The sequence below is a fragment of the Streptomyces sp. NPDC004838 genome (assembly GCF_053600955.1).
Window position 1 is genome coordinate 17,550 of record NZ_JBSGAW010000026.1, and the last position, 19,592, is coordinate 37,141.

The following is a 19,592-nucleotide window of genomic DNA, read 5'->3' on the forward strand; positions in this document are numbered from 1 at the left end:
GGGGGTCATACCCGCTCCAGGGGAGGTTCCAGGGGAGGTTCCAGGGGAACCGCGGCGGAGACGACGGAGCCCTCTCCCGGCGCGGACTCGATCGTCAGGGTGCCGCCGAGCTGCCGCAGCCGTGCCCGCATCGCGGCGAGCCCGTGACCGCGCGGGCCCTGCGGCGCGTCCAGCACGTCCGCCGGTGCGAACCCCCGGCCGTCGTCGGCGATGTCGAGGACCACCTGGTCGTCCAGATGGCTGAGGGTGAGCGCCGCGGTGGCCGCGTCGGAGTGCTCGCGTACGTTCGCCAGAGCGCCCTGCGCGATCCGCAGCAGCGCCGACTGCACGCGGTCGGGCAGCGGGCCGGGCGTACCGTCCACGAGGAACCGGACCCGCAGCCCGCCGGACGCGCCGGCGGTCTCCCGCTCGGCCAGCGTGCGCAGGGCTTCGGCCAGGCCCCCGCCCGCCGCCAGCTCGGCCGGGGCGAGGTCGTGGACGAAGCGCCGGGCCTCGGCGAGGCTGCGCTCGGCGATGGACTCGGCGGTCAGCACATGGCCGCGGGCGGTCGCCGGATCGCTCTCCCAGGTCCGTTCGGCCGCCTGGAGCAGCATCTGCTGACTGGACAGGCTCTGCGCGAGGGTGTCGTGGATCTCCATGGACAGCCGCTGGCGCTCGGCGAGCGTGCCCTCACGGCGTTCGGTGGCGGCCAGCTCGCGGCGCGTCCGGATCAGGTCGTCTATCAGGGCTTGGAGCCGGTCGGCCTGGCGGCGCATATGGAGGAAGACGGCCGTGGCGAGTACGGCGACGGCGGGCGGCAGCAGGAACATGTTCGGGTCCACGCCCTGCCGCAGCCGCCACTCCGCCATCACGACGAGCACGCAGAGTACGGCGACGAGGGCGACGGCGGCGCGCGTGGGCAGGGACCGCAGCCCCGTGTAGATCAGGGGGACCGCGCACCAGGCGAAGCTGGGCGCGAGCAGGACGACCACCACCCAGCAGCCGACGACGAGCCCGAGCCGGACGAGTTCGCTCCGGTCCGGTGCCTGTCCGTCCCGCGTGCGCCGGTCCTGTGAGTGACCGTCCCGTGTGCCCGAGTGCTCTGCGTACCGGTGGCGTACGTACCGTTCCCGCACGTACCGGACGAGGCGGTGGCCGCCGAGCTGGAGCGCGGCCAGGGCGATGCTCAGCCCGATCACCCAGGGCAGCCGCGGACTGTCGGAGTGCTTGATCACATAGCGCAGGAGGGCCCCGCCGAGGAGGGCGAGGAACGCGATGTTCATGAGCGCGTCGAGCCACCGGGTGTCGTGGTCCGCGCCTCCTCGGGCGTAACGCGCCGAGCCGCCGAGGGCGCGGGCGTACCCGCCGGGGCGCGCGTCCGCTCCCGCGTGGGTGCCGGGCGCGGCCGCGCGCGCGGTCCGGGCGTCGTCCCGTGCCGTACGGTCCCCGGCCCGGCCGCCCCGCGCGGCGGGCGCGCGCCCTCGGTGGAACATCGTCATCTCTCCTGAGCTGGGTCTTCTTCCGCATGGTGACCCGGTGGGACCGCGACCGCATCAACCGATCGGCCGACCCGGACGTCATCCATGATGCCTGCGTGGAGCAGCCGGTACGCCGACGGCCGGGCCCCGGACCCGGCCCGAGGATCGATGGCGGAAGGTACCGAGCCCCACAGCACACAGGAGCCAACGATCATGAAGAAGATGTCGATCCGCACCCGCGTCATCACTGGTGCTGTCGCCGCGGCCGCACTCAGCGCGGGCACCTTCGGAGCCGTATCCGCCAGCGCTTCCGCCCCCGCCGCCGAAACGCGCGCCTCGGAGCGGACGGACGCCTCGAACCGGAACCTCCAGCAGACGACGCACCTGACGATCGACGCCGCGACGAAGGCCGCGCAGGCGACGCTGGACGCGGCCGAGCGGGCGGGCCAGCGGGTCACCGTCGCCGTCGTCGACCGCAACGGCAACACCATCGTGACCCTGCGCGGCAACGGCGCCGGCCCGCAGTCGTACGAGTCGGCCGAACAGAAGGCGTTCACCGCGGTCTCCTGGAACGCCCCCACCTCCGAGCTGGTCAAGCGCCTCGAGAGCACCCCCACCCTGAAGGACATCCCCGGCACGCTCTTCCTCGCGGGCGGCGCGCCCGTCCAGTCGAAGGGCGCCCCGATCGCGGGCATCGGCGTCGCCGGCGCGCCGAGCGGCGCGCAGGACGAGGAGTTCGCGAGGGCGGGCGTCGCGACGCTCACGCGCTGACGCGCCCTTCGCGCCGCCTTGGCCCCACGCACCGACCACACCGCCCCGGCGGCGGCCCCACCCGCCGCCGGGGTACGCCCGCGCTCGTCAGGGGGAGGGCTTCTCTCGGCAGGCGCGGCCCTCACAGGCCCTGGGACGATCCCTGGGCTTCCGGCCAGCACCTCACCATGATGTTGCTGATGTATATCTCTATGCACATTGTCTATGCGGAGGCGGGCAGGGGTGAATGCGGCATGGCGGTGACGCAGATCGATATCGATGACGAGGCCCTGGAACGTGTCATGGCTCTGTCGAATGTCCGGACCAAGAAGGAAGCGGTCAATCTCGCCCTCCGTTTCTACGCGGAGCGGCAGGAGCGCGCGGCGCGGATCAGCCGCCACTTCGAGCGCGCGCGCGAGTGGGGTGCGGTCGAGGACGCCGAACTGCTGCACCGGGCGGAGAAGCGCGGCCGGTGATCTATCTGCTCGACACCTCCGGTCTTGTGCGGTTGCTCAGCGACTCCAAACTCCAGTCGGCTTGGTACGACGCCGTCGACGCCGGGGCCATGTCGTCGTGCTACCCCCAGCGCACCGAGTTCCTCCACAGTGCCCGGAACCAACGGGAGTACGACGAGATCGTGGAGATGTTCACGGACCTCTACCCCGATGTGTCCGTGCCGAAGAACGCGGGCCGCTGGATCGGGCGGTCCAGCATCGTATGGCCCGAGCGGGAGAGCATCGCAGCGCCTCGGCGGTGGATCTCATCATCGCCGCTACCGCTGCCTACCATGGCCTGACCGTTCTGCACGACGACGCCGACTACCGTGCCGTCGCCCGGCACGCGGCTGATCTGAGCGAACACCGCGTCCACGACATCGTCTGACCCGGCCCTTCCGGGGCCTTGGATCCATGCCCCGGCACCGCCCCTGGGCTCCGGGCCTTCACCCGTGCCGATGCCTTCGCTCCCCGCCCCCGCGCCGCCCCGCGCCTAGGATCAGCGCATGCCCCGGCCCTCCCGCTCGCGCGCCCTGGCCCCCGCCCTCGCCCTGCTCCTGCTCCTGCTCCTGGTCCCGCTGTCCGGGTGTACGGACGGGGGCGGGCGCGGCGGGGACGGGAGACCGGGGAGCGCGGGCGTACGGGACCCGCTCTTCCCCAAGCTGGGCAACGGCGGATACGACGTACGGCACTACCGCCTGACCCTCGAATACGAACCGGGGACCGGCGAACTCGGCGGCACCGCCGAGATCCTCGCCCGCGCCACGCAGGACCTCAGCGCCTTCAATCTCGATCTGCACCGGATGACCGTGCGGGACGTCACCGTCGACGGCGATCCGGCCGCCGTCAACCAGGCGGGCCACGAAGTGACCGTGCGCCCCCGCCGCGATCTCGCCGAGGGCCGGAACTTCCGTACCGTCGTCCGCTACTCCGGCAGCCCGCGCACCATCACCGATCCCGACGGGGCGAAGGAGGGCTGGCTGACGTCAGGGGGCGGCTCGCTGGCGGTCGGTGAGCCGGCGGGGTCGATGGCGTGGTTCCCGGGCAACAACCACCCGAGCGACAAGGCCGCGTACGACCTCGCGATCACCGTACCCAAGGGGCTGAAGGCGGTCTCCAACGGCGAACTCGCGCGGGAGACCACGACCGGCGGGCGCACCACCTTCGTATGGCGGACGCCCGAGCCGATGGCGTCTTATCTCGCGACGCTCGCGATCGGCCCGTACGAGATGACGTCGTCCCGTACTCCGGCCGGACTGCCGGTGCTGACCGCCACCGATCCCGCAGCGGCGGACACCGCGGCCGTGTCCGCCCGTATCCCCGAGATCATGACGTGGGCGACGGCGAAATTCGGCCCGTATCCCTTCTCCTCCATCGGCGCGATCGCCGTCCGGGACGGCGCGGTCGAGTACGCCCTGGAGACCCAGAACCGGCCCGTCATCCCGGCAGGTCAGTTCGACGTCGCGACCCTCGTCCATGAGATCGCGCACCAGTGGTACGGCAACTCCGTGACGCCCAGGACCTGGAAGGACATGTGGCTGAACGAGGGGTTCGCCACCTACGCCGAGTGGATGTGGTCGCAGGACACCGGCGGAGCCCCGGTACGGGAGCGTTACGAGGAGGCGTTCGCCGGCAGCGCCAACTGGGCCTTCCCGCCCGCCGATCCGCCCTCCGCGAAGGAGATCTCCGACCCGCCGGTGTACGGGCGGGGCGCGATGGTCCTGCATCAGGTACGGAAGACGGTGGGGGACGAGACGTTCTCCCGGATCCTGCGGGGGTGGGCGACGGAGCACCGGCACGGCAACGCGTCGACCGGCGACTTCACCGCGTACGCCGAGAAGGTGTCGGGCAAGGACCTGGACCCGGTGTGGCAGACCTGGCTGTACGGCAAGGACAAGCCGTCCCGGCCGTGAGACGGGCGCGGGTCGTCGGGTGGGCCCTGGTCGTCGGGGAGCCCTGGTCGTGACGCGGGCCCTGGCCATGAGGCGGGCCCTGTGGCCATGCGGGTGGGCCACGTCGTCAGGTGGACTTCTCGGATTTCAGCTCGCCCCAGACCTGCTTCCCCCACTGGTACCGCTCTGTGCCCCACTGCTCGGTGAGCGCGTCGACCAAGAGGAGTCCCCGGCCCCGGACCTGGTCACCATGGGAGTCCGTCCTCAACCGCGGAACCGTCTGGGAGCGGTCGACCACGCCCACACGGGCACCGTTCTCCGGGAGCCGGGACACCATCACGCGGATCGAGGGAAAGCGACTGTGGTCGACCGCGTTGGACACCAGCTCGGTGACCACCAGCGTGGCATTCTCGATCAGTTCCTCCAGATCCCAGGCGGCCAGCGCGGTACGGACGAGCCTGCGGGCCACGGCGGCGCTCTCCGGCGTGCGCGGGAGCGTCTGGGAGTATCCGGGATGCCCTGTCGGGCGGGACGTGACAGTCATCAGGACCTCGGTGCGGTGTGTGGACGGCTCGCGGTCTCCCCCGAGGGGGTTACGGCCTCGCCCCAGTGAACGGCCGCCCCGGACACGACAGGAGGAAGAGTTCCGGGTGCATGTGTCCGGCCCGACCGGAAAACTCGCGAATCCCTCACGAAAAGGGACCCGCTCTTCGCCTCCCTGGCCCATGCCCGTACGGCCGTCGGCCACTCAAGACTCGGCGATCGTCAGGCCGCCCTGCGCTCCCTGGGGTACGCCCAGGAGGCCCTGGTCAAGGCGGAGACGGACCGGCCCCGGCCGAGCTGGACGGCTTTCTACGGCCTCCCCGAGCTGACGGCCGTCACCGCTATCGTCCGGGACCGGATCGGGGACCACGCGGACGCGGAGGCGGCGTCTCACCAGGCACTCTCCTCGATACCCGAACAGTTCCGCAGAAACCGGGCCCTGGCCACGACGCGGCTCGCCCTTGCCCAGCTTCACCAGCGTGACATCGACCAGGCGTGTGCCACCGCGTCCAGAGCCTTCGAGCTGATGTCGGGCTCCCCGATGCCGGGCCGGATGCGGTCCCGCCTCGGGGATTTCTACCGCGACTTGATCACCCTTGCGCCGGACGCGGCGGTCGCACAAGAGTGGGGAGACCGCTACCGCGCCGAATGGAGCCGAGCTTGAACGTCGCCGAACTGGTGGTCCGTCGCTTCACCCACGAGGACCTCCCCGAGATCCGCCAGGCCCTGATCGACATCCACGCGGACGCCTACGCGGACGCCATGGACGCCGAGTTCAACCAGCGTTTTCCCTGGTTCGTGGATCACTGGGGCGGCAACCACGGCTTCGATTGCGTGATCGCCTTCGACGGTGAGGCGCCGGCGGCCTTCGCTTACGGGGCTCCCTCCACGCCCTACCGGGAGTGGTGGCGCGAGCACCTGAAGGAGACTCCGGCGGAGCACCGGACCTTCTCGTACTCCGAGCTGGCCGTCCGGACTCGGTACCGGAAGACGGGCACGGCGGAGCTGGTCACCTGGGCGCTTCTGGATGGGCGTGATGAGGACCTGGTCGTCCTCCTGGTCGACACCGACCACCCCCGCGTGCAGGCCCTGTACGAGACTTGGGGCTTCCGGAAGGTCGGCGAGCGCCAGCCCTTCCCCGACTCCCCGGTGTACGCGGTCATGCTCGCGGAGCTTCCTCTGGAGCGGCCCGGGAAGGCTGTGTCCTCTTAACCGTCTACAAGGCGGTGACCGACACGTCGAGCCCTTCCGGAAGCGCGAGGGGCTCCATCATCTCGGAAGGAATCACTGTCCGGACTCAACGGTCGCCCACGCAAAACGCCCGGCTGGGAAACCCCAACCGAGCGCCTGCGTAAACTCCTCGCGTCCTGACCAAACCGACCACGTGTGGCAACGCCCCCTGGAATCCGCCGACGAGTTCCGGTCGGACGGGCGGGGGCTCTCGCGGCCTGCGATCGGTCAGGGATCCATCCGGGATCGGTGAGGATCCGTCAGGACCGACAGCGATCTGTCAGTGATCTGTCAGTGGTCCGTCAGAGGTTGACGCCGAAGTCGCGGGCGATGCCGTCCAGCCCCGCCGCGTACCCCTGCCCCACGGCGCGGAACTTCCACTCCGCGCCGTTGCGGTACAGCTCGCCGAAGACCATCGCGGTCTCGACCGCCGCGTCCTCGCTCAGGTCGTAGCGCGCGATCTCGGCGCCGCCCGCCTGGTTCAGGATCCGGATGTACGCGTTGCGCACCATGCCGAAGTTCTGCGAGCGGGTGACGGCGTCGTAGATCGAGACCGGGAAGACGATCTTGTCGATGTCGGCGGGCAGCCCGGCCAGGTTGACGTTGATCTGCTCGTCGTCGCCACCGCCCTCGCCGGTGCGGTTGTCACCGGTGTGCACGATGCTCTGGTCCGGCGTCGACTTGTTGTTGAAGAAGACGAAGTACGCGTCGGAGGAGACCCTGCCCGAGGCGTTCACCCCGATCGCGGAGGCGTCGAGGTCGAAGTCGGTGCCGGTGGTGGTACGGACGTCCCAGCCGAGGCCGACCGTGACGGCGGTCAGGCCCGGTGCCTCCTTGGTCAGCGAGACGTTGCCGCCCTTGGAAAGGCTTACTGCCATTGGGATGTCCCCTTTGTCGTCTTCGTGGTTGAGTCTGTGTACTTGAGCTCTTCCGAAGCTACCGTTACCCCTCATAACGCAGGCAAGGGATCAGCAGGTTCCCTGCGATTTTCTGTTCTTCTTTCCGTTCTTCGTGCATCCCCGGAGCGGCGTGGGGGTGATGCCGAAGCCGGCCGGTCCGCGGACCGTTGAAAACGTGATGGCGCGAGCGGGCTCGGCAGGGGAGCATGGACCCATGTCCGGGCCCTATGTCATCCGCGGTTCGGTCTCCCTCCCGGAGGCCGAGCTGATCTGGCGTTTCTCCAGGTCGTCGGGGCCCGGCGGCCAGCACGTCAACACCAGCGACTCCAGGGTCGAGCTGCGTTTCGATCTCGCCGCGACGGAATCCCTGCCCACGGTCTGGAAGGAACGGGCCCTTGAGCGGCTCGCCGACCGGCTCGTCGGCGGCGTGATCGCCGTCCGCGCGTCCGAGCACCGCTCCCAGTGGCGCAACCGTGAGACGGCGGCGGTCCGTCTCGCCGCCCTCCTCGCCGAGGCGACGGCTCCGCCGCCGAAGCCGCGCCGCCCCACCCGTATCCCGCGCGGCATCAACGAACGCAGACTGCGGCAGAAGAAACAGCGCGCGGAGACGAAGCGGGGCCGGTCGGGACAGGACTGGGGCTGACGTCCCGACGCGCACAGGGTGTGCCGCATTCCGGTGACCCTGAGCATGCGGCGTGCAGTGTGCGGGCGCGACGCGATCCCCTGGGCCTGCCGTCCCCTGGGCCTGCCGTGGATGACTCCGCGTACGCGCACGTCCCGGGAGCGCACGCTGTCTGATCCGCCGCTACAGCACAGCCGTCAGCGGCAGCCGGACCGCCGGGGGCAGCGGCCGGATGGCCGGCTCGGCCTGCATGCTCTGGATCAGCAGCGCGGCGAAACGCCGGGAGGCGGCCACCGCCGCGGCCGGTGCTGTGGTCCGGATGCCACCGTTGGCCATGAGCACCATGATCAGGTCCTCCAGGACGAAGTCCGGGCGCAGCTTGCCCGCCGCCTTGGCCCGGCGGGCGAGTTCGGCGGCATTGCCGAGTGCCCGATCCCGGTCCACGGCGAAGTCGATCGCGCGCGGGAAGGCCGAGACGAACGCCGCGGTGAAACCCCGGTCCTGTGCGTGCATTTCACAGAGCTTCTCGATCATCCGGCAGAAGCCGTGCCATGGGTCCGGATCGGCCAGCCCGTCATCGACGACAGCGGCGCAGGCCGCCATCTGCTCGGTGAAGACCTCGGTGACCAGCGCCTCCTTGGTCGGAAAATGCCGGTAGACGGTCGCGGGGCCGACCCCGGCACGCCGCGCGATCTCGCGCATCGCCACGTCCAGCCCGTGCTCGGCGAAGGCTGTGCGGGCCACTGCGAGGATGCGCTCGCGGTTGTCCCGTGCGTCGGAGCGCTGGGAGTGAGGCAATCGGTTCGTCACCGCTCTCACTTTAGCTAAACGGACGGGGTGTTCCAGTAGCGTCCGGCGCCATGAGAGCACTGACATTCGCCGAGTACGGTCCGACAAGCGTTCTTGAGGTCGCCGACGTACCGGAACCACATGCGGGGCCGGGCCGGATCCGGGTGGCCGTACGGGCCTCGGGCCTCACTCCCGCCGACTGTTATCTGCGCTCGGGCCGGTTCCGCGACATGGCGCCGCTGCGCCTGCCCCATGTGCTCGGCATGGACGCGGCAGGTGTGGTCGACGAGGTCGGCACAGGAGTCACCGGTGTCCGGCGGGGCGATGAGGTCTTCGGCATCGTCGATGTCGCGGAACTCGGGGGCGCGAGCGCCGAGTACGCCGTCCTGGCCGCCTGGGCGCCGAAGCCGGACGCGCTGAGCTGGGAGCAGGCCGGCGGCGCGGCCGGGAACATCGAGACCGCCACGCGCGTGCTCGACCGGCTGAAGGTCGGCACCGGCACGACCCTGCTGATCGAGGGCGCGGCCGGCGGGGTCGGCACGGTCGCCGTCCAACTCGCGGTGGCCCGCGGCGCGACCGTCATCGGTACGGCCGGCGCACGCAACCACGAGTTCGTCGCGGGGCTGGGGGCGGCACCGACCGCCTACGGCACCGGGCTGGGTGAGCGGGTCGCCGCCCTCGCGCCGGAGGGAGTCGACGCCGTCCTGGACTGCGCCGGATCCGGCTCGCTGCCCGATCTGGTGGAGCTCACCGGTAGCCCGGACCGGGTGGTGACCATCGCCGACATGAACGCCGCCGAGTACGGAGTCCACCTCTCACGCTCGGCGGGCCCCGGAGCGGACCCGCAGGCGCTCGAAGGACTCGCCGCGGCCGCCGCCCTCGCGCGACAGGGCCGCTTCACCGTCCCGGTCGCGGCCGCCTTCACCATCGAGAACGCGGCCGCGGCACACGAGTTGAGCGAGACCGGCCACGCCCGGGGAAAGATCGTCCTTACCCTCTAGCGACCTTCTGGCGACCCTCTGGCGACCTTTTGGCGAGCTTCTGGCGACCCTCTGGCGTCGCATCTGCGAGGCCCTGGTCCCGTGGTGACGTGACGCGCTGTTCGGACGTTGGTCCGGGCAGCGCGTTGTCGTCGGGCTGTCCGGCCGTCAGAACGAGTCCGCGCCCGCGGAGCAGGCACGCCGCCGACGACCGGCCGCTCCGCGAGGTCGTCGACAGCGCGAACGTTGCCTGACACGGTCGCCCGGCACGTCGCAGAGCGCGACCCCCGCCGCCCCCCGCGGGAGTTGAGCCCCCGTGCACCGACGCCCTCCGTTCCCCGGCGTCGGACGACGCCCGGGAACGGGCGTGCTAGCGTTGGTGGCGCAGAGACAACCGGGTCGACTGCGGGACCAGAAGTGGGAGGTGAGGTTGATGTCTGCCGTCAAGGCCACTGCCGTGTGCAGTGCCCGCCGGACCATCCTCACGTCCCGGGCCCCGGTCTGACCTGACGTTCACCCCCTCCCAAGCCCGACGGCTCACGGGGGCGGAGCTTCGCGCTCGACGGGGTCCTTGTTCAAGGGTCTCTACGTTGTCTCAATCTACTTTCCACCATGATCAGCCGTACTCCCTGGCGGACTACGGCTGGGACGAGGCGTGTGAGCACGCCTTCGCGCCCCATCGCGATGCCGGCCTGATCCCGGCCCGCGTCGTGCGAGCCGAACGCGGCTCGTGCCAAGCAGTCACCGACACCGGAATCCTCCGCGCGGAGGTCCCCGGTGCCGCCGATCAGAGGAATCCGCTGTCGCCGTGCACGGGCGACTGGGCGGCCCTGCGTCCTGCCACCACCCATCACGGACCGGTGCTGGACGCGGTACTGGAGCGGCGCACCGCCCTGGTGCGATCCACCGCTTCGCGTACCTCCCGTGGCCAGGTCCTGGCCGCCAACGTCGACACGGTCGTGGTGACGGTGTCGCTGGGTGCCCCGCTGAAGCACGGCAGGACCGAACGCATGCTCGCCCTGGCCTGGGAGAGCGGTGCCCAGCCGGTCGTGGTGCTCACCAAGGCCGACCAGTGTGCCGACGCGCAGCTGGCCGCTGCCGAGGTGTCCGAGGTGGCACCGGGCACGGACGTGCTGGTCACCAGCGCCGTGACCGGGCTGGGCCTGGACACCCTGACGGCCGTCCTGAACGGCACCATCGTGCTGCTGGGCCCCTCCGGAGCGGGTAAGTCCACTCTGGGTAACCAACTGCTGGGCGAGGACCGGCTGGCGACCGGCGCCGTGCGCGACGTGGACGGCAAGGGGCGGCACACCACCGCATGGCGGGAGCTGTTGCCGCTGCCCGGCGGCGGGGTTCTGCTGGACACCCCCGGTCTGCGCGCGATCGGCCTGCACGACGCCCAGGACGGGCTGGAGCAGACCTTCGCCGAGATCGAACACCTCGCACAGGACTGCCGGTTCACGGACTGCGCACACGTGAGCGAACCCGGCTGCGCGGTGCTGGCCGCCGTCGAGGCAGGCGAGATTCCCCAGCGCCGCCTGGACAGCTACCGCCAGCTGCTGAGGGAGAACGCCTACGCCGACTCCCGTACCGACGCTCGGCTGCGCGCCGACCGCGAGGCCGCCAAGAAGGACATCACGCGGCACCTGCGGGCCACCTACCAGTTCCGGGAGCGCCAGCAGTGAACGACACCGACACACCCGACCACGCTCCTGGCGCCGAACCGGTGACGGACGCGTTCCTCGCCCTGCACCACGACCTGCCCCGGCAGGGCCCCGGCTCGGACGCCACCACACGGCGCCTGCTGGAGACGGCCGGGCCCTTGCCCGAGCGTCCGCGGGTGCTGGACGCGGGCTGCGGCCCCGGCCGCTCCACCCTGCTGCTGGCGGAGGAAGCCGGTGCGCACGTGACCGCGGTGGACCTGCACCAGCCCTTCCTGGACGGCCTCGCCGCCGAGGCGGCCCGCCGGGGCCTGGGCGACCGGGTCACGGTCGTCAACTGCTCGATGGACCGGCTGCCCGTCCCCGATCACAGCTTCGACGTCATCTGGGCCGAGGGGTCCGTATACACCGTCGGCTTCGATGTCGCCCTGCGCGCCTGGCATCGCCTGCTCGCCCCCGGCGGCGTCCTCGTCGTCACCGAAATCGAATGGACCGTGCCCAGTCCCGCCGCCCCGGCGCGCGCCTACTGGGACGCGACCTACCCACTGCGCAGCCACGCCGCAAACACCGCCGCCGCGCAGGCCGCCGGCTACCGCCTCGGCGCGCACTGGACGCTGCCGGAAAGCGACTGGTGGGACGAGTACTACACGCCGCTCACCCAGCGCATGGCCCGAGCGGACCCGCGGCGGCCCGGCATGCCGGAGGCCCTGGCCGCACACCGGACAGAGATCGACATGCGGCGCGCACACGGTAGTGACTACAACTACGCCGCCTACCTCCTCCACCCCCACGACACCCCTGAGAACGGAACCATGACCACCTGGACCACCCGCCCCGAAACCGCCGACGACATCCCCGCCATCCGGGACATCCTCACCGCGGCCTTTCCCTCCGCCGCCGAGGCCGGCATCGTCGACGCCCTGCGCGCTGACCCGAAGGCGTGGATCGACGGCCTGTCGATGGTCACCGCGGCCCCCGACGGCACCCCGGTGGGGTACGCGCTGCTCACCCGCTGCCATGTCGACGGCCAACCCGCCCTCGCCCTGGCCCCGTGCGCGGTACTGCCCTCGGCCCAGCGCACCGGTGCCGGCTCCGCGGCCATCCGCGCCGCCTTGGCCGCCGCCCGGGTCATGGGAGAGAACCTCGTCGTCGTCCTGGGACACGCCGGTTACTACCCTCGGTTCGGCTTCACGCCGGCCTCCCGTTTCGGCATCCGCGCCCCCTTCGACGTACCTGACGAGGCCATGATGGCCATGGCTCTGGACGACACGAGCCCGGTCCCGGCGGGCACCATCCAGTACCCCGCCGCGTTCGGCGTCTGACCCCTCCTGTGGCGCCCCGGGGCTCGTGCCGCGGGGCGCCACAGCCCTTGCCGGGCCACGTGATCCCTGATGGCCCGGATGGCCCAGATGGTCCGGATGGTCCGGGAGGGCGCGGCGGCTGTCGGACGGCGGGGGTCACACCGGGGCCGAGGCCGCTTCCTCCTGCGGGCTGCGCGGCCACGGCAGTACGCGTACACGCGGCCACGGCAGTACGTGTACACAGCGGATACGGCCGCGCGAAGCGCCCGCATCGGCCGATTGGATGATGTAAGGGTCATCCGTCCTGCTTCCGCGGACTGGCCGGTACGCGGACCGGTATGCGGGCCTCCGCGATGCAGGCTGGAGGAAGTGCGGTCGGGAGCCTCCGCCGCCGTCCGGGGCCGAGTCACAGGGAGTGAGCCATGAGCAGCGCCGTCGACAGCAGATTGCTGGAAGCCGCCCGCGCCGGGGACGCCGACGGGGTACGGGCCGCGCTGGCGGACGGCGCGGAGATCGAGGCGCGGGACGAACAGTCGCGTACGCCGCTGTTGCTGGCCTCGCTCGGGGACCATGTCGAGGCCGCCCGCGTGCTCGTCGCCGCCGGCGCCGACCCGGACGCGCAGGACGGCCGGGCGGACAGCGCGTGGCTGGTCACCGGGGTGACCGGCAGCGTGGCGATGATGCGGGCGCTGCTGCCCGCGCGGCCGGACGTGGCCCTGCGCAACCGCTTCGGCGGGGTCTCGGTGATCCCCGCCAGTGAGCGCGGGCATGTCGCGTACGTACGGGCCGTGCTCAGCGAGACCGATATCGACGTGAACCACGTCAACGACCTGGGGTGGACCGCGCTGCTGGAGGCGGTGATCCTCGGCGACGGCGGGCGCGACCACCAGCAGATCGTGGAGATCCTGCTGGCCTGCGGAGCCACGCCCTCCATCGCCGACAACGACGGCGTCACCCCGCTCCGGCACGCCGAGCGCCGTGGGTTCCGGGAGATGGCCGCTCTGCTGCGGGACGCCCGGTGAAACGCCGCGCGCTGCTCGTGGTGCCCGTTCTGCTCGGCGTCCTCGCCGGCTGCGGCGCGGACGCGAGCCCCACCACGGCACCGGACGCGAGCAGTGCCTCCGTACCGGATTCGGACCGCGCCACGGCACCGGATTCGGGCCGTGCCGCCGGGCAGGGCACGCGTGAGGCGGGGCGGCCCTCGGCCTCCGCGCCCGTGGACCCGGACCCCGGCCGTACGACTCCCTCCGGCACCCTCCTCGTCGCCGACTTCGGCGGGGACACCGTCACCTTCCTCCATCCCGAGCGCGGGCCCTTCGCCTCCGTCCGGGTCGGGACCGCGCCCTACGGCCTCACGGTCGGGAAGGACGGCCGGGCCTGGATCGCCACCGCCGAAGGGGTCGCGGTGGTCGACACCCGTACGCGGAAGAGCCTGGGCCGTATCCCGTACCGCACGGAGACCGGGCCCGTCACCGACGGCGAGTACCGGGGCGGCGGGATGGGCATCGCCCTCGCGCCCGACGGGAAGCGCGTCTATGTAGGGGTGAACGTCCCCGGCGGGCCCGGTGTGCTGGAGATCGTCGACACCGCCGCCCGCCGGGTCGTCGACACCGTCCCCGTCGGGCGGCGGCCGTTCGACGTCGACGTGTCACGCGACGGCGCGGAGGTGTACGCCACGAACCACGACTCCTTCGACGTGACCGCGGTCCGGGCCGATGGCCTCACCGCCCGCCGCTTCGAGGTCGCGCCATACGGAACCGAGGGCGGCCTCGGCTCCTGGCTCAAACCGCACTACGCCGCCGTGCGCGAGGACGGGCGGCTGCTGCTGCCGTTCGAGGGGGAGCGGCTGGCCGTACTCGATCCGCGTACCGGACGGGTCACGATCGAGAGGATGACCGCCGACACCCACCAGCACGGCGCGCTCCTCACCCCCGACGGGACCCTTCTCGCGGTCGGCACCGGACCGATCGGCTCGGGCGACGAGGACGCGTCGCTGACCATCCGTACCAAGGACGGCCGGGAACGCGTCGTACCGCTCGACGGGCCGCACGAGGACGTCGCCGTCTCCGCCGACGGGCGCACGGCGTACGTCACGGGCGGCTTCACCCGTGACGGGTACTGGGACGGGATCACGGTCGTCGGCATCGACGACGGCGGTACGCGCCGTCTGGCCGGAGGCGCGAGACCGCTGGGCATCGCGGTCCTGTAGCCAGGGTGGGCCCCGCCGATCCACCCCCGGTGGCCGACCCGTCGGTCCATCCGTCGGGCCACCGGCCGTGGCATCCGACCGGCGGTGCGAGGGGCCTGCGGATTCCTGGGGTGCGCGGCCGGGCGGGGCGCGGTCCGGCAGGGCGCGCGGCTCCACGGGTGGTGCTCTGTGGTGGTCGTCGGCCCGACGGGTGGTGCTCGGCCATGGTCGTCGGCCCGACCGGCGGTGCTCCGCCGTCCCCGTCAGCCCAACTGGCGGTAACGGCCGCGGAAGTACGTCAGCGGTTCCCCCTCCGCGCTCGGGAGCCCCACCTCCAGCACCCGGCCGATCACGAGCGTGTGGTCACCCGCGAGCACACGCTGTTCGGTGCGGCACTCCAGTGTCGCCAGCGAGCCGCGGACCAGGAGCGCGCCACTCGCCTCGCCCCTTGTATAGGGGATGTCCTCGAAGAGAAGGCGGTCGCTGAGCCGGCCCTTCATCGCGAAGCGGCCGGCGACATGACGCTGACTCTCGGCCAGGACCGAGACCCCCCACATCGGCTGCTCGGACAGCAGATCGTCCATACGGGAGCCGTTGCGCAGACTGACCATCACCAGCGGCGGGTCCAAGGACACCGAGAGGAACGCGGTGGCCGTCATTCCGGCGTCCTCGCCCCGAGGGCCCGCGTCCTCGTCGTGCGCGGTCACCAGGACGACACCCGCGGCCAGCCGGGACATCGCGGCACGGAATTCCTCGTTGCTCACCCCCTCAGCATGGGGGATCGAGACAGCGGAGCCGGAATGACCGGAATGATCCGAGCGAGGGGGGCGACCGGAACGAGGTGAGGGCGTCGTCTGCAGCACACAGGCACGCTAGCCGTGGGGATCCTCCCGGCGCATCGGGCCAAAGGGGCGGCGATAGTCCTAGGACCCACGGCCCGCCGCGCCCACGCCGTCGTCCGCGGGCCAGGAGCAACCACCCGGCGCACCTGCCGTTCGGCCCCCGGCGGGCCCGTCGCCCCGGCCCCCGGCGGGCACCCGCACCCGCCCCGACAGTCGTTTGACGGTCGTCGAGGCAGCCGCCCGGCACCCCCCGACCCCCACCGTGCCAGCACCCCTCGCCACCCCGACACGCCCCATGCGCGCTCCCCGTCCGCGCCCCCTCCCCGCCCGCCCGACTTTCCGCTTTGCGTTCAGAAAACGCTGGTAAGAGCCAAAAGCACTTCCATTCGGAACCCCCCGACGCTCATCAGTCGATGTGACTTGAGTCACAGAGGACGGTATTTGTTGACCCTGTGTACCGGGGGGACAGCTCGCTGTGATTCAGTGGCCGGGAAGCCGCGCGTGGCCAGAGCGCGAGACGACCGCGAGAAGACCGCCGCACGAAGGCCGAAGAGATACCTGGAGTCTGCTGTCGAGGTCTCGGGGAGAGCGAGCATGGAGACCGAGTCGGAGCCCTACGTCCGTCTTGCGACCCTGCGACAGCTGCACAAGGTCGTGGCGGACCTCAACATGGCGCGCAGCCTCGCCGACACGCTGCAGACCGTCGCCGACGGCATCGTGGCGGGACTCGGCTACGAGCTGGCCTGTGTCAACCTCGTACGCCCCGACGGAGACCTCGTCGTCGCCGCCTTCGCCGGCAGCGCCGCGGCCGAGGCCCTCATCACCGGCCGGGTCGGCTCCCGCCCGTCCTGGGAACGCCGCCTCTCCATGGGCGAGGCGTGGGGCGAACTCCGCTTCATCCCGCACACCGAGGGCTGGGTGCTCATCGAGGACGACGTCCCCCAGTGGCACACCGACGGCCCCGAGCCCCGCTTCGAGGACGAGTGGCACCCGCGCGACCGCCTCTACGCCCCCATGTACGCCTCCGCCTCCGGCCGTGAACTCCTCGGCGTCATCTCCGTCGACCGGCCCCGCAACGGACGCCGCCCCGGCCCCTGGGGCCAGGAAGCACTCCAGATGTACGCGTCCCAGGCGGGCATTGCGATCAGCAATGCCCGACTGAGAGCAAACATGCAGCGCGCACTCGTCCGCCTGGAACGCGAACAGCAGGCCCTGCGCGCGAGCGAGGAGTCGTTCCGGCAGGCGTTCGAGTACGCGCCCAGCGGCATGGCGATCGCCGAAATGGGCGGCGACCAGCACGGACGCCTGCTGCGCACCAACGACGCCCTCTGCCGGCTCCTCGGCCGGCCCGCGTCCGCGATGCGCCGCTACTCCTTCGCCGACCTGGTCCACCCCGAGGACGTCGGCACCCTGCTCCGCACCTCCGCCGAGGGCGGACGGGCCGAGATCCGCCTCGGCCGCCGGGACGGCACCTATATCTGGGTCTCGCTCCGCAACTCCGTCGTCGCCGACACCGCCGACGGCCCCCGCTTCCTGCTGACCCACGTCGAGGACATCGAGGACCGCAAGCGCCACGAACTCCAGCTCGCCCACCGGGCCTCGCACGACGCGCTCACCGGTCTGCCCAACAGCGCCGAACTACGCGCCCGGCTCAGCGCCAAACTCTGCGAGCAGCACCCGCAGACCGCCCCGCGCGGGACGGCCGTCGGCGCGATGGACGCGGCCCATGACGCCCTCTACGACGCGGAGACCGAGGCGATCTTCAACGCCGACGGCTTCGACTTCGGGCACCCCAGCCATCCCTTCGACCCGCATCACATCCACACCATCGCCCCCGACGACGAGATCGACGACGGCAGGAAAGGGCTCGCCGTCCTCTTCTGCGACCTCGACGGCTTCAAGACGATCAACGACCGGTTCGGGCACCAGACCGGCGACTTCGTGCTGGTCGAGGTCGCGCGCCGGCTCACCAGAGGCGTACGCGAAGGGGACACGGTCGCCCGGCTCGGCGGAGACGAGTTCGTCGTCCTCGCGGACGGCCTGGGCGCGGCGGACGCGGCCGATCTCGCCGTACGCCTTCGGAACGCGATCATCCAGCCGATGCGGGTCGGCGGCCGCGGGGTCAGGGTCGGCGCGAGTTTCGGCATCGGGTGGGCGAGCTGCGGGATGACGGTCGACGAGGTGCTGCGCTCCGCCGACCAGCGGATGTACGTCGAGAAGCGGTCGAGGTCGAAGGTGCACCGCCGCGCGGGGTGACCCGCCGGGGCCCGGACCGCTCCCTGGTCCGGCCGTAAGCTCAAGTGGTACGCGGGTGTTGCGACCGTCGGCCGGGACCCTGTGAAGTCCGGCCTATTGGGTCAACGCCAGACAATCGGTTACTCCGAACCGGGTAGGCTCGCCCGCGTCGGCGTAGCGCTGGCGACATGGTGAGGAGTGACAAGGGATGACGGCCGCGAACAACGGCGGAACCACGCCCGAGGACGACGACCCGTTCGGCTACCTGTACGAGGACGGGCAGGCGGCGGGCGCCACACCACCCGGACAGGGCCGGGGCTACGGCTACCCGGGTCCCGCAGCGCAGCCCGGCGTCCCCCGAACCTCGTATAACCAGGTGCGGACGGTCGGCGAGCGCCAGTACGGCGGTCACCAGGCCCACGGCCAGGTTCCCCCGCAGCACCACCCGCAGCAGCCGGGGTACGGGCAGCAGGGCCCCGGCCAGCCGAACGCGCAGTACGCGGCGCCGGAGACGTACCCCGGCGGCGTGCCTCCCCGCGGGCCCGCGCAGCAGCCCGGCGGGCGCGGCGGCGGGCGCGGCCCCAACACCAAGGGCCTCCTGATCGGCGCGCTCGCGGTCGTCGCGGTCGTCGTGATCAGCATCAGCATCGCGCTGCTGACCAGCGGCGACGAGAAGGGCAAGGGCAACGAGGCCAAGCCGACCAACAGCGCGACCGCGGGCGACTCGGTCAAGCCGAGCGACGAGCCGTCGAGGCAAGAGGAGATGCCCGGCGAGCTGCCCAGGCAGGACGCCGCGACGCTCAAGCTGGGTTCCCCAGCTGAGCTGGGCACGGAGATCCAGGGTGCCAAAGGCGACGGCGGTGCCTATGTGAAGTTCAACGGCCTCGGCGGGTCGGCCAGCTGGTCGGTTCAGGTGCCGTCCGGCGGCGAGTACACGATGTTCATCACCTACAGCGTGCCCGGCAAGGACGCGAAGACTTCGCTCACGATCAATGACGGAACGCCGCGCTCCATCAACATGTCGAACTTCGCGAAAGCCGGAGAGGGCGACTGGGAGAAGGGCTGGACCCGTACCTACTCCTACGTCACCCTCAAAGAGGGGAAGAACGACCTGAAGATCTCCTGCGAGCAGGGCGACCAGTGCGAGGCCCTGCTCGATCAGGTCCGCCTCGAAAAGGGGAGAGTTAGCTGACGGGTCGTCAGTCCTTGGGTGGATCCCTACCGCGCGATCGCGGTAGGGATCTTGTTTTGACCCGAGAATCAGAATCCTGCCCAGGCGTAGCAACTGCTTCTCAAGGTGTTGCCGTCGAAAGTGGCCGCCTGAATCCCGGCGTCGAACAGGCCGCTGGCGTCCGAGGCCGTTGTCGTCCAGGTCCTCTGTGTGTTGGGGCCCCCGGTGTGCGAGCGCCACTGCCAGTGCTTGAGGGTTCCATGGGTGTTTCTGGAGACGAACCGGATCTTCACGTGGTACCGGTCGTTGGAGACATCCCTGACGGTCATTTTGACGTTGACGTTAGCGCCGGGGCCGTGCCAATTCCGGATCTCCACGCTGCCCGAGGCGCCTGTTGTGCCACATGCCCCGTGTGCGATCGGGACCGGAGGTGCCGCGTGGGCAGGGGCCGTCAACGTGGCCCCCAGGGCTAAGGAGGCGGTCAGAGTCGCTGTGGTGGTCAGAACACTTCTCCGCATATCGATCCCTTCTAGAACAT

18 protein-coding genes and 1 pseudogene are annotated in these 19,592 nt (G+C 71.2%); 13 read left to right on the forward strand and 6 right to left on the reverse strand.

Going from position 1 to position 19,592, the window contains the following annotated elements; all coding sequences use genetic code 11:
• Window positions 1-5 precede the first annotated feature (5 nt).
• Window positions 6-1,478, reverse strand: coding sequence for a sensor histidine kinase (locus ACWEFL_RS26345; protein WP_451716991.1), 1,473 nt, complete (start codon window positions 1,476-1,478; stop codon window positions 6-8).
• A 192-nt stretch (window positions 1,479-1,670) separates the two neighbouring features.
• Here ACWEFL_RS26345 and ACWEFL_RS26350 point away from each other — a divergent pair, with 192 nt between their 5' ends.
• The 4 genes and pseudogenes from ACWEFL_RS26350 (at window position 1,671) to ACWEFL_RS26365 (ending at window position 4,614) form a co-directional block, all read left to right on the forward strand.
• The gene (locus tag ACWEFL_RS26350) at window positions 1,671-2,228 is read left to right on the forward strand and encodes a GlcG/HbpS family heme-binding protein (RefSeq protein ID WP_451716993.1); all 558 of its coding nucleotides are present in this window, start codon (window positions 1,671-1,673) and stop codon (window positions 2,226-2,228) included.
• Window positions 2,229-2,407: 179 nt separating this feature from the next.
• Window positions 2,408-2,683, forward strand: a complete 276-nt coding sequence (locus tag ACWEFL_RS26355; RefSeq protein WP_451716995.1) for a type II toxin-antitoxin system VapB family antitoxin — start codon at window positions 2,408-2,410, stop codon at window positions 2,681-2,683.
• Window positions 2,680-3,089, forward strand: a pseudogene (locus ACWEFL_RS26360) (PIN domain-containing protein). The gene ACWEFL_RS26355 and the pseudogene ACWEFL_RS26360 overlap by 4 nt, the downstream one beginning before the upstream one ends.
• Before the next feature lie 118 nt (window positions 3,090-3,207).
• Window positions 3,208-4,614 carry a M1 family metallopeptidase gene (locus ACWEFL_RS26365; RefSeq protein ID WP_451716996.1) on the forward strand — a complete coding sequence of 469 codons (1,407 nt, stop codon included), beginning with the start codon at window positions 3,208-3,210 and terminating at the stop codon, window positions 4,612-4,614.
• Between the two features lie 106 nt (window positions 4,615-4,720).
• Here ACWEFL_RS26365 and ACWEFL_RS26370 read toward each other — a convergent pair whose 3' ends face one another.
• The gene (locus tag ACWEFL_RS26370) at window positions 4,721-5,137 is read right to left on the reverse strand and encodes an ATP-binding protein (RefSeq protein WP_451716998.1); all 417 of its coding nucleotides are present in this window, start codon (window positions 5,135-5,137) and stop codon (window positions 4,721-4,723) included.
• A gap of 647 nt (window positions 5,138-5,784) precedes the next feature.
• Between ACWEFL_RS26370 and ACWEFL_RS26375 the strand changes: the two genes are divergently transcribed.
• Window positions 5,785-6,348 carry a GNAT family N-acetyltransferase gene (locus ACWEFL_RS26375; protein WP_451716999.1) on the forward strand — a complete coding sequence of 188 codons (564 nt, stop codon included), beginning with the start codon at window positions 5,785-5,787 and terminating at the stop codon, window positions 6,346-6,348.
• A 320-nt stretch (window positions 6,349-6,668) separates the two neighbouring features.
• On the opposite strand, the gene ACWEFL_RS26380 is transcribed toward ACWEFL_RS26375, so the two are convergent.
• A complete protein-coding gene (locus ACWEFL_RS26380; protein WP_451717001.1) occupies window positions 6,669-7,244 on the reverse strand; it encodes a TerD family protein in 576 nt (191 codons plus the stop codon).
• Window positions 7,245-7,479: 235 nt separating this feature from the next.
• Here ACWEFL_RS26380 and arfB point away from each other — a divergent pair, with 235 nt between their 5' ends.
• Window positions 7,480-7,908, forward strand: coding sequence for an alternative ribosome rescue aminoacyl-tRNA hydrolase ArfB (arfB, locus tag ACWEFL_RS26385; RefSeq protein WP_451717003.1), 429 nt, complete (start codon window positions 7,480-7,482; stop codon window positions 7,906-7,908).
• Window positions 7,909-8,070: 162 nt separating this feature from the next.
• On the opposite strand, the gene ACWEFL_RS26390 is transcribed toward arfB, so the two are convergent.
• A complete protein-coding gene (locus ACWEFL_RS26390; RefSeq protein ID WP_451717005.1) occupies window positions 8,071-8,697 on the reverse strand; it encodes a TetR/AcrR family transcriptional regulator in 627 nt (208 codons plus the stop codon).
• Between the two features lie 50 nt (window positions 8,698-8,747).
• Here ACWEFL_RS26390 and ACWEFL_RS26395 point away from each other — a divergent pair, with 50 nt between their 5' ends.
• The 5 genes from ACWEFL_RS26395 to ACWEFL_RS26415 all read left to right on the forward strand — a co-directional run bounded on the left by ACWEFL_RS26395 (window position 8,748) and on the right by ACWEFL_RS26415 (window position 14,827).
• The gene (locus ACWEFL_RS26395; RefSeq protein ID WP_451717007.1) at window positions 8,748-9,677 is read left to right on the forward strand and encodes an NADP-dependent oxidoreductase; all 930 of its coding nucleotides are present in this window, start codon (window positions 8,748-8,750) and stop codon (window positions 9,675-9,677) included.
• Between the two features lie 569 nt (window positions 9,678-10,246).
• The gene (rsgA, locus tag ACWEFL_RS26400) at window positions 10,247-11,341 is read left to right on the forward strand and encodes a ribosome small subunit-dependent GTPase A (RefSeq protein WP_451717008.1); all 1,095 of its coding nucleotides are present in this window, start codon (window positions 10,247-10,249) and stop codon (window positions 11,339-11,341) included.
• Window positions 11,338-12,639: a GNAT family N-acetyltransferase gene (locus ACWEFL_RS26405; RefSeq protein ID WP_451717010.1), complete on the forward strand. Its 1,302-nt coding sequence runs from the start codon at window positions 11,338-11,340 to the stop codon at window positions 12,637-12,639. Before rsgA ends, ACWEFL_RS26405 begins: the two co-directional genes overlap by 4 nt.
• Window positions 12,640-13,040: 401 nt before the next feature.
• Window positions 13,041-13,640 (forward strand): ankyrin repeat domain-containing protein, encoded by a 600-nt coding sequence (locus tag ACWEFL_RS26410; protein WP_451717011.1) that lies wholly within the window; start codon window positions 13,041-13,043, stop codon window positions 13,638-13,640.
• Window positions 13,637-14,827, forward strand: a complete 1,191-nt coding sequence (locus ACWEFL_RS26415) for a YncE family protein (RefSeq protein ID WP_451717013.1) — start codon at window positions 13,637-13,639, stop codon at window positions 14,825-14,827. The genes ACWEFL_RS26410 and ACWEFL_RS26415 overlap by 4 nt, the downstream gene beginning before the upstream one ends.
• 242 nt (window positions 14,828-15,069) lie before the next feature.
• On the opposite strand, the gene ACWEFL_RS26420 is transcribed toward ACWEFL_RS26415, so the two are convergent.
• Entirely contained in the window at window positions 15,070-15,669 is a 600-nt protein-coding gene (locus ACWEFL_RS26420; protein WP_451717015.1) for a flavin reductase family protein, read from the reverse strand.
• A 573-nt stretch (window positions 15,670-16,242) separates the two neighbouring features.
• Between ACWEFL_RS26420 and cdgB the strand changes: the two genes are divergently transcribed.
• Both cdgB and ACWEFL_RS26430 read left to right on the forward strand, forming a co-directional pair.
• Window positions 16,243-17,904, forward strand: coding sequence for a diguanylate cyclase CdgB (gene cdgB, locus ACWEFL_RS26425; protein WP_451717016.1), 1,662 nt, complete (start codon window positions 16,243-16,245; stop codon window positions 17,902-17,904).
• Between the two features lie 187 nt (window positions 17,905-18,091).
• Window positions 18,092-19,075 carry a carbohydrate-binding protein gene (locus tag ACWEFL_RS26430; protein ID WP_451717018.1) on the forward strand — a complete coding sequence of 328 codons (984 nt, stop codon included), beginning with the start codon at window positions 18,092-18,094 and terminating at the stop codon, window positions 19,073-19,075.
• A 68-nt stretch (window positions 19,076-19,143) separates the two neighbouring features.
• Here ACWEFL_RS26430 and ACWEFL_RS26435 read toward each other — a convergent pair whose 3' ends face one another.
• The gene (locus ACWEFL_RS26435) at window positions 19,144-19,383 is read right to left on the reverse strand and encodes a hypothetical protein (RefSeq protein ID WP_451717020.1); all 240 of its coding nucleotides are present in this window, start codon (window positions 19,381-19,383) and stop codon (window positions 19,144-19,146) included.
• Between the last annotated feature and the right edge of the window lie 209 nt (window positions 19,384-19,592).